Source organism: Limnohabitans sp. Rim8 (genome assembly GCF_945901735.1).
GTDB lineage: Bacteria > Pseudomonadota > Gammaproteobacteria > Burkholderiales > Burkholderiaceae_C > Limnohabitans_A.
The window spans coordinates 95608-108635 of record NZ_CAMDLM010000002.1 but is presented as its reverse complement, the minus strand read 5'-3'; the positions used below and the strand labels follow the sequence as shown (position 1 = coordinate 108635).

15 protein-coding genes are annotated in these 13028 nt (G+C 55.4%); 7 read left to right on the top strand and 8 right to left on the bottom strand.

Features of this window, described 5'->3' with window-relative positions:
* Positions 1 to 8: 8 nt before the first annotated feature.
* From acsF to Q0O99_RS01730, 7 genes are read left to right on the top strand one after another with little or no spacing between them, the layout of a single operon-like run.
* Entirely contained in the window at positions 9 to 1085 is a 1077-nt protein-coding gene (gene acsF / locus Q0O99_RS01760; protein WP_293747913.1) for a magnesium-protoporphyrin IX monomethyl ester (oxidative) cyclase, read from the top strand.
* 31 nt (positions 1086 to 1116) lie between these two features.
* Complete coding sequence (puhE, locus tag Q0O99_RS01755; RefSeq protein WP_293747911.1) at positions 1117 to 1920, top strand: putative photosynthetic complex assembly protein PuhE; 804 nt, start codon at positions 1117 to 1119, stop codon at positions 1918 to 1920.
* Positions 1921 to 1939: 19 nt separating this feature from the next.
* Positions 1940 to 3523 (top strand): phytoene desaturase, encoded by a 1584-nt coding sequence (locus Q0O99_RS01750; RefSeq protein WP_293747909.1) that lies wholly within the window; start codon positions 1940 to 1942, stop codon positions 3521 to 3523.
* Positions 3524 to 3530: 7 nt separating this feature from the next.
* Entirely contained in the window at positions 3531 to 4583 is a 1053-nt protein-coding gene (locus Q0O99_RS01745) for a phytoene/squalene synthase family protein (RefSeq protein ID WP_293747907.1), read from the top strand.
* 6 nt (positions 4584 to 4589) lie between these two features.
* Positions 4590 to 4799, top strand: a complete 210-nt coding sequence (locus Q0O99_RS01740) for a hypothetical protein (RefSeq protein WP_293747905.1) — start codon at positions 4590 to 4592, stop codon at positions 4797 to 4799.
* Positions 4789 to 5241, top strand: coding sequence for a DUF2269 domain-containing protein (locus Q0O99_RS01735; RefSeq protein WP_293747903.1), 453 nt, complete (start codon positions 4789 to 4791; stop codon positions 5239 to 5241). The genes Q0O99_RS01740 and Q0O99_RS01735 overlap by 11 nt, the downstream gene beginning before the upstream one ends.
* 13 nt (positions 5242 to 5254) lie before the next feature.
* Positions 5255 to 6184 carry an SDR family NAD(P)-dependent oxidoreductase gene (locus Q0O99_RS01730; RefSeq protein ID WP_293747901.1) on the top strand — a complete coding sequence of 310 codons (930 nt, stop codon included), beginning with the start codon at positions 5255 to 5257 and terminating at the stop codon, positions 6182 to 6184.
* 5 nt (positions 6185 to 6189) lie between these two features.
* Here the strand turns inward: Q0O99_RS01730 and Q0O99_RS01725 are convergent, their stop codons facing one another.
* The 8 genes from Q0O99_RS01725 to pufB all read right to left on the bottom strand — a co-directional run bounded on the left by Q0O99_RS01725 (position 6190) and on the right by pufB (position 12947).
* A complete protein-coding gene (locus Q0O99_RS01725) occupies positions 6190 to 7023 on the bottom strand; it encodes a carotenoid 1,2-hydratase (protein WP_293747899.1) in 834 nt (277 codons plus the stop codon).
* A 38-nt stretch (positions 7024 to 7061) separates the two neighbouring features.
* Entirely contained in the window at positions 7062 to 8615 is a 1554-nt protein-coding gene (gene crtD / locus Q0O99_RS01720) for a 1-hydroxycarotenoid 3,4-desaturase CrtD (RefSeq protein ID WP_293747897.1), read from the bottom strand.
* Complete coding sequence (locus Q0O99_RS01715) at positions 8608 to 9318, bottom strand: spheroidene monooxygenase (RefSeq protein ID WP_293747895.1); 711 nt, start codon at positions 9316 to 9318, stop codon at positions 8608 to 8610. The genes crtD and Q0O99_RS01715 overlap by 8 nt, the downstream gene beginning before the upstream one ends.
* 63 nt (positions 9319 to 9381) lie before the next feature.
* Positions 9382 to 10401 carry a photosynthetic reaction center cytochrome PufC gene (gene pufC / locus Q0O99_RS01710; protein ID WP_293747893.1) on the bottom strand — a complete coding sequence of 340 codons (1020 nt, stop codon included), beginning with the start codon at positions 10399 to 10401 and terminating at the stop codon, positions 9382 to 9384.
* Positions 10398 to 11372 (bottom strand): photosynthetic reaction center subunit M, encoded by a 975-nt coding sequence (gene pufM / locus Q0O99_RS01705; RefSeq protein ID WP_293747891.1) that lies wholly within the window; start codon positions 11370 to 11372, stop codon positions 10398 to 10400. Before pufM ends, pufC begins: the two co-directional genes overlap by 4 nt.
* Before the next feature lie 21 nt (positions 11373 to 11393).
* Positions 11394 to 12215: a photosynthetic reaction center subunit L gene (gene pufL, locus Q0O99_RS01700; protein WP_293748138.1), complete on the bottom strand. Its 822-nt coding sequence runs from the start codon at positions 12213 to 12215 to the stop codon at positions 11394 to 11396.
* A 339-nt stretch (positions 12216 to 12554) separates the two neighbouring features.
* A complete protein-coding gene (locus Q0O99_RS01695) occupies positions 12555 to 12779 on the bottom strand; it encodes a hypothetical protein (protein WP_293747889.1) in 225 nt (74 codons plus the stop codon).
* A gap of 24 nt (positions 12780 to 12803) precedes the next feature.
* Positions 12804 to 12947, bottom strand: a complete 144-nt coding sequence (pufB, locus tag Q0O99_RS01690; protein ID WP_293747887.1) for a light-harvesting antenna LH1, beta subunit — start codon at positions 12945 to 12947, stop codon at positions 12804 to 12806.
* Positions 12948 to 13028 lie beyond the last annotated feature (81 nt).

Below are 13028 nucleotides of genomic sequence, written 5' to 3'. Positions count from 1 at the left end.
CTTCGTTTATGCAAACCAACTCCACCATTGACAGCGCTGAAAAAGCATCCCAAAAAGCCGTCGAGAGCACGATGCTCAGCCCACGCTTTTACACCACAGACTTTGCTGCCATGGACAAACTGGACATGGCCCCCGTTCGAGCGGAGTGGGACAAAATGATGGTGGAATATGAGGGTGACAACAACCACGATCACTTTCAACGCGATGAAGAATTTGCCAAAGAAGTGGCCGATAGATTCTCTCAAGTCAGCCCAGAAATGCGCCAAGAGTTTCTGGACTTTTTGATTTCATCGCTCACCTCCGAATTTTCGGGTTGCATTTTGTACAACGAGATCTTCAAAAATGTGGAGAACCCTGACATCAAGCAATTGATGCGCTACATGGCCCGAGACGAGTCTCGCCATGCCAGTTTCATCAACCAGTCTTTGAAAGACTTCGGCTTGGGAATTGACTTGGGCAATTTGAAGCGCACCAAGGCCTACACCTACTTCAAACCCAAATACATTTTTTACGCCACTTATTTGTCAGAAAAAATTGGCTACGCCCGTTACATCACCATTTACCGTCAATTGGAGAAAAATCCAGACAAGCGTTTTCATCCCATTTTCCGTTGGTTTGAGCGCTGGTGCAACGACGAGTTCCGACATGGCGAATCGTTTGCATTGATCATGCGCGCCAACCCGCATTTGCTGCGGGGCGGTAACGTGTATTGGATCCGCTTTTTCTTGGTGGCTGTTTATGCCACGATGTACGTTCGTGATCACACCCGCCCCATGCTTCACCACGAGATGGGTTTGGAGTCGGACACCTACGATTACGAAGTGTTCCGCATCACCAATGAAATCACCAAGCAAGTATTTCCTGTCAGCTTGGACATCGACAACCCAGTCTTCAGGGATTGCATGTCCCAGTTGTTCCATGCGCAAACCCAAATGGATGCGGCCAAAGCCAGAGGTGGTTGGGTGGGCAACCTCCAGCGCGTGCGTTGGGCCATTTCGGGCGGTTTCACCTTCCTTCGTTTGTACTTTTTGCCAGTCAAACACCATGCGCTGCCCGCAGACATCCGCATGGTACCGGCCTGGTGATTTTGCAGCCCACTGAATCTGAAAGCCAAGGATGACCGACACCTTGATGGCATTGGGGTTTGCGATTTTTATCTGGTGGTTCAGCACGGGCATTGTGATCCTTTTGAATCGCATGTCGCGTACTGCAGTCACCATGAGCTTGGTCATCTCTTCTGCTCTTGGCATTGGCGCCTTGGTGGGTTTGTCCCATACCGCTCATCAAACCGGCATCATGGGTGCCTATTGCGCTTTCACCTGCGCCTTGCTGGCTTGGGGTTGGAACGAGTTAAGTTTTCTCACGGGCTGGATCACCGGCCCACAAAAAACAGCCCTCTTAAAAAGTACAACAGGTTGGCCGCGGTTTGCGGCCTCCTTCAATGCGGTGGTTTGGCACGAATTGGCCATTCTCATGGTGGGTTTGGCCATTGTGGTGATCACCTGGGATGCACCTAACCAAGTGGGAACCGGCACTTATTTGGTTTTATGGACCATGCGCACCAGTGCCAAGCTGAATTTGTTTTTCGGTGTGCGTAACCTGAGTGAAGAATTCTTGCCTGCGCATTTGGCGTATCTGGAAAGTTTCTTTAAACGCCGCCGTATGAACGCATTTTTTCCCTTCGCTGTGGTCTCAGCCAGCGCCTGCTTGTGGTGGTTGGTTGACTTTGCAAATCAACCCATGACCACACCTGCGCAAGTGGTGGGCTCGGTCTTGGTGGGCACCATGTTGGCATTGGCCATTCTCGAACACCTGATGCTGGTGCTGCCAATGGACACCACGGCATTGTGGCGTTGGGCCATTCGCAAGCAGAGCACTGAAACTCCAGCGCCTTATGCGGCGCATGTGCCACCGGTCTAGCCTGCCCACTTGGAATTTAATGACAAATCTCTACAAATCCATCCATTTCAACGCAGGCTCAGGTGACGGTGGTGGTCTTCAAAACCATCCCACGGGCTCAGCGTCAGATTTGGGAGATCGTGCACCGACAGCCATCGTGATCGGCACCGGTTTCGGTGGCTTGGCTGCCGCCATCCGTTTGAGCGTCAAAGGTTACCGCGTTCAAATGCTGGAAAAACTCGATGCACCGGGTGGCCGCGCCTATGTGCACAAACAAGACGGTTTTACCTTTGACGCGGGCCCCACCATCATCACCTTACCGCACCTGATTGCCGAGCTGTTCACACTCTGTGGACGAGAGCTGAAAGACCACGTCGATCTGCGCTTGATGTCGCCGTTCTACCGCATCCGGTTTGACGATGGCACGCACTTTGACTACAGCAACAACGACGAGGAGATGCTCGAGCAAATTGCCAAGTTCAGCCCCGAAGATGTTCAAGGGTTTAAAAACCTGATGGTGGCTTCCGAGAAGTGTTTTCAGCTCGGTTTTGTCGAGCTGGGCATGGTGCCCTTTGAAACCATTGGCGATGTGATCAAGGCCATGCCCAATTTGGTCCGCATGCAAGCCTGGCGCTCGATTTACAGCTTGGTGGCCCAGCACATCAAGCACCCCAAATTGCGCATCGTCATGAGCTTTCACCCCTTGCTCATTGGCGGCAATCCTTACTCCGTCACTTGCGTCTATTCCCTCATCCATTCCTTGGAGCGCCGCTGGGGCGTTCACTCCGCCATGGGCGGCACCGGCGCCATCGTGCGTGAACTGGTGAAGCTGCTCGATGAACGCCAAGTGCCCATTCGCTACAACGCGCCCGTCTCACGCATCCGAGTAGAGGACGGCCGAGCCCAAGGCGTTGAGTTGGCCAATGGTGAGTATTTGCCTGCCGACATTGTGGTGAGCAATGGCGATGCCTCTTGGACTTACCGTCACCTCATCGAACCAAAGCACCGCAAACATTGGACCGACAAACGGATTGCCAAAGGCAAGTATTCGTCGGGCTTGTTCGTTTGGTATTTCGGCACGGATCGAAAGTACGAAGATGTGCCCCACCACATGATGGTGTTAGGCCCTCGCTACAAAGGCTTGCTGCAAGATATTTTCAAAAACCACAAGCTGTCCAAAGATTTCAGTTTGTATTTGTACCGTCCAACGGCCACCGACCCCTCTTTGGCGCCTGAGGGCTGCGACAGTTTTTATGTGCTGTCGGTGGTCCCCAACTTGAGCAGTAAGACCGATTGGCCTGCCATCACTGAGCAGTACCGCGATGCCATTGCCACCGTACTGCAAGAAAGTGTGTTGCCCGATCTGAAGCAGCACGTGGTGTCGTCCAAGGTCACCACGCCGCAAGATTTCCAAGACCGTTTGTGGTCCTACAAAGGGGCAGGTTTTGGTCTCGAGCCCATCTTGGTTCAAAGTGCCTGGTTTCGGCCCCACAACAGATGCCAAGATGTTGAAGGTTTGTTCATGGTGGGTGCCAGCAGCCAGCCCGGCGCAGGCGTGCCCAGTGTCTTGATGTCCGCAAAAATGCTTGAACAGGTGGTTCCCGATGTCAAATCTTTCGTTTGACCCCAGCTTGAAATCAACGCCTGTGTCTTTGCCTTATGACTTAGAGGCTTGTACAGAACTGATGCGCGGGGGTTCTAAATCTTTCTTTGCAGCCTCCAGGTTGCTGCCAGCCCGTTTGCGGCCACCCGCGATTGCGCTCTATGCTTTTTGCCGCTTGGCCGACGACGCGATTGACGATGGCGATGACCCGGTTTTGGCCATGGCCGATTTGAAGTCGCGCTTGGCAGCCATCTATTCAGGACGTCCTGGCACCGTAGACGCCGACCGCGCTTTGACGGTGGTCGTTCATCGCTACGGTATTCCTTGTGGCTTGCTGGAGGCCTTGTTGGATGGTTTCTTGTGGGACTCACAAGGCCGCCGTTACGAAACTCTGGCCGATGTGGAAGCCTATGGCGCCAGAGTCGCGGGCACCGTGGGTGCCATGATGTCCATCATCATGGGGGCGAGCACAGACACCGCCATTGCACGCGCCAGTGAATTGGGCGTGGCCATGCAACTGACCAACATTGCCAGAGACATCGGCGACGACGCGCGCATGGGGCGCTTGTACATTCCGCGAGCATGGTTCCGCGAAATCGGCATGGACGCAGACGCTTGGTTGGCCAACCCAGTTTTTGATTCACGCATTGCAGGTTTCACCCAGCGCTTGTTGTTGCGTGCAGACGCCCTGTACCGCCGCGGTGAATTTGGTTTGGCTGAATTGCCCTGGGATTGCCGCCCAGCCATACAGGCCGCGCGATTGGTCTATGCCGAAATCGGCAAACAATTGGACCGTGAAGGCCTCAATTCTGTGAACCACCGCACGGTGGTTTCAACAGCACGCAAATTGGCCCTGATCGCCAAAGCGACCGCCGTGGCGGTCAAGGCACCCGCGTTGCCCGATGTCCCTTTGAGTCCCGTTCCCGCCATTCATTATTTGGTGGACATCGTAAGCGCCGAGCGACACTCACTGGACATCCAAAAACCTTGGACTGTGCCGTCTCGAAGCTTTGATGAGCGCGTGGCTTGGGTGGTCGATTTGTTCGCCCGCTTGGAGCAACGTGAAAAAGCGGAGCGCTGAACGGCCGTGTCACTGAAAGCCATTGAAGTCCTGGTGCTGCTGATCGCTGGCGTTTTGTTTTTCGTCTGGCAATGGCGCGATTTGAAAAAAGCCAAGGAAATCACACGCCTGGAAAACGAAAAAAAGGCTCGTGCAGAGCCCTCCCCCGCTACAAACAAGTCCGCTCAACCGGGCTCGGAACCTCCGGGCAATGAGAAAGGGAGAGATGGGGGTTAATCTGAAAATTTTACATCTGGTGTGTGCCTGCTTGTTTTTAGGCAATGTGATCATCAGCGGTATCTGGGCCTTGTTGGCCGAACGCACGCGCAACCACACCATCATCAGCTTCAGCAACCGATTGGTGCTCATCACCGACGCTTTGTTCACCTTCACAGGTGCCGTGGGCGTGGTGTGGACAGGTCATCTGATGGCCCACTCTTTTGGCGGTGAGGCCGATCAACTTTGGATTCAATGGTCCTATGCTTTGCTCAGTTTTTCAGGCTTGATTTGGATCGGCGTCTTGGTGCCCATTCAACTCAAACAACGCGCCTTGCTGCGCAAAAGCACCACCTTGGGCGAAGACTATTGGCGTCTGTCACGCATCTGGCAAATTTCGGGCGCCATTGCCACCCTGTTGCCGCTGCCCATTGTTTACCTGATGGTCACCAAAGCTGCTTGAAACAGTCCCTGGCATGACCGCGACGGAACCCACATTCCAGCCCTTTTGGGCCAAAAGCAAACACGTGGTGTTGATCACAGGCGCCGCCTCTGGCATTGGTGCGGCCACGGCCTTGGAGGTGGTGGCACAAGGGGGTACACCGGTTTTGGTGGATTGCGATGCAGAGCCCTTGGCCGACATGGCGCTGCGCTGTGGTCCCAACACCTTGTATTGCGTGGCCGATGTGACACGGCTTGACGCCATGCACGAGGTGGTGGCCCAAACACTGTCGGTGCATGGCCAAATCGACGTGGTCTTTGCCAACGCGGGCGTGGCCGCTTTTGGGCCCTTGGCCCATGTCGACCCGAGTGCTTGGCGTCGCTGTATTGAAGTGAATGTTTTTGGTGTTTTCAACACCGTGCGAGCGGCCTTGCCGGCCCTGATGCAACAGCAAGGCTATGTGTTGATCAATGCCTCCGTGTCTTCGTTTGCCCACCCACCGGTGATGTCGGCCTATGCGGCCAGCAAATCGGCCGTGGAAGCCATGGGCAATTCATGGCGCATTGAGCTGGCTGCGCACCGCGTCGGTGTGGGCGTCTTGCACGCCGGGTGGGTGAGCACCCCCTTGGTCAAAGAAGGTGCCTTGCACCCGGGTTTTGTTCGCTTGCGCGCCACCATGCCAGGCCCGTTGAACAGCGAATCATCAGCACCCGATGCAGCGCGTGTCATTGTGCGTGCCATGACCAAGCGAGAGCGAAGGGTGTGGCTGCCCGGGTGGATGCGCATTTTGTTTGCCTTGCGGGCCCTCTTGCACATGCCTTTTGCAGAGCGCCAATTGCTGCGTGCAGCCCCTGAAATTGAGGCTCTTTACTTGCAAGGTCTGGCCGCTGAAGGGGCTTTGGCCTCCAGCTTTGGCCCACGAGAGCGAGAGCGGACTTTGCAGCGGGCCCTGCAAAAAAGCTGAGGCGTTCAGGCCCTTCTGGGCATGCGCCAAGGCAACATGAACCGCACCGGCCATGAAACCAGCCGGGGAATGTCCAAAGACTCGTGCACTGCAGTCACTGGCTCAGACTGCCATTGGGTGCGCAGCAATGAGCGCACATAAAAAGGCGTGTCTTCCAAGGTGCTGATGATTTCTGGTGGATGGCCCGCTTCGCCGGACATGTGGCGGGCAATGCGCCAGCCCGAGGACGGTAAAGCATGCCGCGGCGGCGCGTCGAAGGCCACGTGGCTGCCATCCGGTGAAAATCGTTGAGCCACCACCCGCCCAGGCCCCGTCAAAGGCCTGACGTCGTAGACGACATTGGTATCGCCATTGGCCATCTCTGCACGCGCCCAATCCCAGTCTTTGAAACCATTTTCTACCGGCTCTTCGCCTTCATTCGAGTCCATGTAGGCGTGACCTCGCCAACTCAGGCCCGGGCTGCTCATGTCCACCTCGATGCGCGAACAGGGGGCAATCGGGCCCCAACGGTGGCGACCCGCGTTGTCCAAAGGCGTGACAAAACGACAAAGCCCCTCAGGGCGCACCGTCACGCGACCGCGCACACGCATGGGCCATGGGACATTGATTTCGTCAATGTCTATCGTCAGGGCTTGGCCATCCCAATGCAAGATGCTGGGCCCAATGTTGAATTGCTGCGCACTGCGCGATGCGTGTTGACGCCCCCGCTCGGTCATGGTCCAGCGCTTGCCACCTTTGCCGTACAGCGCAACGTTCAAGGCGCAGAAATTTTCGGGATCGGCCACACCTCCGCCTTGGCGGCGCGCCCAGGCGTAGTAAGGCGAAAACACACTGCCCACAAAAGCGATGATGGTCAGGCCGTGTTGGCCATCATCGCTCAGCGCATCGACGTACCACCAGAGATAACCACCCGGCGCGACGGTTTGGTCAAACCGAGGTCCGCCATCAGCGTCGCGGCCGCCAAACGCCCCGACATGGCCGCCATGGGTACGCCCGGCCCCGGGTGCACGCTGCCCCCCGCTGTATACAAGCCCGGTATTTTGCTGCGCGCACTGGGGCGCGAGAAGGCCGACATCCAACCGTGTGTCGCTTGGCCATAAAGCGCGCCCCCACTGCCTGGAAACAGGCGGGCAAAGTCCTGTGGCAAGGTGCGCACCACCTGCTGGGGCGAGGCTGTTATTTCCAAGCCACAGCGGCGCATCAGCGCCAAACTGTTCGATTCGCATGCTTGAACCTCCGAAGAATTGAATGTGCGCGCATCACCATCCGCTGGCGCATTGACCAAGCACAACAGCCTTTCCAAGCCTGGTTGGGCCAGACCTTGGTCACTGCGGTCTTGTGCACAGACATAGACTGTTCCCTGCGTGGGCAAATGGCGTTTGTTGAAAATATCGTCAAATTCACGGCGGTAGTCTTGATTGAAAAACACGTTGTGCCGCACCAGGTCGAAACCTTGGGTCTGTGCATGCATGGACAAGGTGAAAGCCGACAAAGAACGCTGCGCTGGCGACACAGGTGCAAAGCGCTCACGCAAGTCTTGACCCAATAGACCCTGGGACAGCGCCGCAACATCGCCATTGAAAACCACCTGATCGGCGGGTAACCGCTCACCCGATGCCAGCTGCACGCCAGTCACTCGGCCGCTGTCCGTCTCAATGCGCTCGCAGTGGCTGTTGTAGCGCAGCTTCACACCCCGGTTTTCAGCCAATTGAGCCAGCGCCTGCGCTACCCGGTGCATGCCGCCTGAGACCGACCAAACGCCGTCGAGCTCCACTTGCGCCACCAGCATCAAAGTAGCGGGTGCGGACCAGGGTGAAGAACCACAATAAGTGGCGTAGCGGCCAAACAGCTGCTGCAAACGCGGGTCGTGAAAGTGCCGCCCCAAGCTGCGCCACAAACTGGCAAATGGGCCCAAGCCCGTCAGTGTGGCCATGCCCTTCAAACCCAAATCGCCCACCATGCTGAGCAGATCGGGGCGTTCACTTCGGATGTAGGGTTTTTCCAGGGTGTTGTACAAATTTCGAGCTTGTTCGCAAAAGCCCAAAAAGCGTTTCGCCTCTTGGGGGCTGCTGAACCGGGCGATGGCATCGGCCGTGCGGGACGTGTCGGCATACAGATCGAGTGTGGGCGAGCTGCCATCCCAAGCATGGCGCGCCAAAACACCAATGGGCTCGAGTTGCAAAATATCTTCCAGTGAAGTGCCCAACTCTTGCAGCATTTGGTCTAACACCCAACGCATGGTGAACACCGTGGGGCCGGAATCAACGCCGACACCGTCGACCTGCACTTGACGAATTTTCCCGCCGGGGGTGCTGGCACTTTCCAGCAAAGTGACATCCAGCCCGTGGTGGGCTAAAACCAGTGCACTCACCAGCCCCCCAATACCGGCGCCCACCACCACCACACGCGGGGTTTGAACGGTTTTAAGCATAAGACTTGCCTTGCCACTGGCCCTTCACCTGCAAAGGCATAAACCGGGCAAACATGGATTCGGCAAAATAACCATGTTGTGCGGCCGCCTGAATGGCTTGCAAATGGGCGCCTGAGCGCGCATAGGCGTTCATGTCGGCCACGCTGTCCCAGATGGTGAAAGTCGCTTGCCGGAGCAAAGGCGCCTCGCCAAGGCCGACGGCCAATTGACAGCCTTGGACCCCCTCCAAGGCACGCTCAGAAGGGGGCGCATGTCGCCAAAAAGCTGGAGCTTTGCCAAGCTTGATCGAAGCACGTGTGAGGGCCGCCACCGGCCCATGGATCGGTTCCGATGCAACTTCACCCAGCGAAAAGCCATCCCAAGTGCCGCGACACGACCATGTTTGGAGTTTGGCGCAGCAAAAATCGGCTGATCTTTGCTGGTAATTTTGAACCCATTGGGCATGCGCCACGAAATCATCGGCTGTTTGTGCGGATTCAAACAAGGCAAACAAGCCTTGTCGCGAAGCACTGGGCTTCAAACCAAAGCCGCCTTCGTGGCCACTGCCCAGCAGTTTGGCAAACAGCAAGCCTGGGACGCTGCGCAAAGCGGCGGAACCCTGGACTATGCGCAACCAACCCCACCACCTTGAAGACTGAACGATGTCAGCCAGCAAGACAACGACCACTTGGCCATTGACAGGTTCTGTTAGTCCCAAATGCATGTGCCCAATTTCCGTAAAAAAGGCCTGCACCACAACAGGTGCAGGCCTTGTGAAATCCAGAGTTTAAGGCTTGGCTAAAACTTGGAGCTCAGGGTAGTCTTTGGCCATCTGGGCACCGTAAAGCGGCTTGAAAGCGCCTTGGTGGCAAGTGGTGCAGTTGACTTTGGCAATATCGCCCTTGGGGCCTAAGCGGTGCGCTGGGAAGACATCTGTGAGGGGCGTGATGTACTCATTGTTCAATTCACGCGCCATCCGAATGCCGTACCAAGAAGTCACCCGTTGCGGCCTGGATTCCTCCCAAGATTGGAAGTTGCGTGTGTTGTGGCAGTAAGTGCAGTTCACACCCAAGGACTCGGACATGTGCACCATCAAGGAGTAGGTGTACTCCGCTTGCTTGGTCGATGCGCGGTTGGCGTTGGAGCCCACACCTGCCATGGCTTCATTGCCATTGACCCGGATAGGCGCAGCGTCTTTGAGGTAAGGCGTGAAGGGATCAAACGGCAGTGACGACAGCCCAGCTGCTTTGGTCGCAATGTTTTGGCCTGCCAAATCGCCCAACAAGCTGTTCGCATACTTGCGGTCTTTGGGCGCATTCCAAACTTGGGTGGGTACGTTGTTGCCACGGTGGCAGGTGTAACACGTCACACCCGTATCGGCCACGTGGGTCTTCCAGTCCTGATTGACTTTTTGGGTCATTTCAATCATTCGCCTGGCCACCACCTTGGTGTACATGCTGTCATCTGCAAAGTTTTGAACGTTATGACAGTAGGCGCAACCCTGATCGGGTGCGACCCATTGCGTGATGGCCGCCATTTGACGGTTGAATTGACCCACACTCAAATCTCCCAGAACCTTGACGTTCTGATAGACCTCACTGGCTTTGGGACCCTCCGCCGAAGCGGCCTCAGCCGCAACAGGCGCTTGGTTCAAAGCGGCTTCCTTGGCCAAGGTTCTGGGGTTGTAGATTTGCTCCATGCCCGTTCCACGGTAGCCTGTTTGGACCGTTTCAATCGGCGGCCGTTCACAGCCCGACAGCAGCACAGCGGCACTTAAGCAAAGCGCTAATTTAGACAAAAATTTCATGGCTTCACTCCCATCAATGCAGGATCGAGGACGACTGGGCTGACCAAGGGATACGCGGGCACAACATGGTGTTTGACGGACCACAGGTACCAGTTGTCCACCACGGGGCCAGTCAACAAGATACCCACGCCGCCGACCAAAGGACACAGCACGGCAAACCACCAGGCCCAGCGGTGGATGGACTCCATCGTGGCATTGAAGCCCATGGTCCAGCGCCAGAACAAGCCGGCACGCTCAGAAGCAGTTCCGCGGTCCACAATTTGTTCGATCTCGCGTTCTCCACCATAACGCGTCACCGCCAAAATGGTGGCGCCGTGCATGGCAAACAGCAGCGTCGATCCATACAAGAAAACGATCGACAGCGCGTGGAATGGGTTATAAAACAAATTGCCATGACGCAGCGACAAGGCAGACACCCAGTCCAGGTGAGGGAAGATGCCAAATGGCACCGCCTCGGACCAACTGCCCATCATCACAGGGCGGAAGAAACCACACACCAAAAACAACCAAATGGCTGCCGCATAAGCCCAAGCCACATGTGTTCCCAGACCCAGTTGACGGGCACGACGGTACGTGCGCGCCCACCACAGCAGGATGGAAATGGTCAACATGAAGCCCGTAATGAGCCACCAACCCCCTTGTTGCAGGGGCGGAAAACTCAGACCGTAAGCAGGCGCTGGTGGTTCTAATGCAAGCCAAAATAATTGTCGGATGAACTGAATAGGGTTCCAGTCCACAGAGGCCAACATGTTGAAACCAATGATGTTGAAAGCGGCGATGCCGAAAATCAAGGACGCCAGTCCAAGCGTTCCCAAATAGACAGGGCCGATCTGAGCATTGCCAATGCGACCTAACAGGTGCACCAAAAACGGTTTGCCCAATCGCTTGGCGTCTCCGCGGGGCAATTCAACGCCATCGTGCAAGGGCCCTACCGGCTGCACTGAGGTGAAAAGATTCTGATACTGAGCCATTTCAATTTCCTCTCTTTTTAATCAAGTGCGCCAGATGGGCATGTTCAGCCACCAGCTCCACCACTCAGGCCAAGCTCCGGTCCAAAATGGGCCGCTGACCACAATGCAGACGATGCCAAACCAAACACCTGCGAGCGCCAAAAACAAGCCCAAACGGTGAATGCCGAGGGTGCCCACCGAGTAGCCGATCAGGTCTCGAAAGAACGTGTCTTCATGTTCTGGCGACTTCACGGTCTGGCCTTTTCCAGGGTTGGTGGCTGAGAGCACCAAGCCACCGTGCATGGACAGCGCAAGCACCGTTGCAAAGAAAAAAGTCACGGCAATCATGTGCCATGGGTTGTAGTGAAAATGCAGGTATTGGTACGCGGTGTTGCTGACCCAATCCAAGTGGCTGTAAATGCCGTAAGGGAAAGCATGTCCCCAGGCCCCCATCAACACGGGACGCACCACTTGCAAACTGAAATACGCCAAGATGGCCATGGAAAAGGCCACAGGCACATGCAAGCCCATGCCCAATTTGCGGCAAATCTCAACTTCGCGCAACGCCCAAGAGACAAATGAGCCCAGGGCACACACCGTGATGAGTTGCCACAAGCCCCCTTCCATCATGGGTGCGAATCGCAACCCATAGGAAAGGTCTGGTGGTGCGATGTTGATTTGCCAAACGTTCCAGGTGGGCCCCATGGCCGCGCCAAACAAAATCAACGCGGTGCCCGAAAGGACAAAAAACAAGGTTGTGATTCCAAAGAATCCAACATAAAAAGGACCGACCCAGAAATCAAACAGGTCGCCCCCAAAAAGGGTACCGCCGCGCACACGGTATTTGCGTTCAAAACTTAACATGGACATGGTTGCATCCTCCGACCGGGTGACTGTTTGTGAGGTCTTGTAGGCTTCAATTTTTTAACAAAAGGACAGACGTACCGTTCAATGTGAGCGATGTACGTCTGTCTGAATAAAGACCAAGGGTCCTTACTTTTGCGGCAAAGCCGCGTTCTGAGGCTGAGCTTTCGCCGCCATCTTGGCCGTATCGGGATGCCAGCTGTTGATGCTGTAACGATCGCCACTGATTTGAATCAGATGAATCGTTGTTGATACAAAAGCGATCAGGAGTCCTACACAGACAACCGCGACTCGGGGATCTATCATTCGCCAAATGCGCCACATAATAATTTCCTTTTTTCAGATTATTTGAGAAATGACGGTATGCACGGAAGCACTCACGCCTTCATACATGGTCATGGATTTTTCCGCGCCAGGAAGCCAAATGCGCCAATTAATAAAGAACATTTGGCCGACTAAAGCGATCACAGTGAACATCGTGAAAAGCAAAACAAAAATCATCCAATAACCTTCGTAATGGTCTATTGGGTCATTGTTTGTTTTGACAGCGTTGGGGTTCGTCATACATACCTCCTTGTTATGGTTCTTTTAGAACCAGGGACGCCAGATCCACACCAAGCTGTGGGCGAAGAACGCTCCAGCGGCCCACAACAGGTAACCCTGTGTGAAGTACGTGTGGAACTCTTGGGCTTCTTGGTCTGTCAGCCCTGTTGGGTTAGCTGCATCAGTCATAGTTTGTGCCTCTTTCAAAATGCCTTGCGGCAACTGCCTGAACCCTTGCGAATTCAGGATGAACTGTTGTGGCTTTGACAC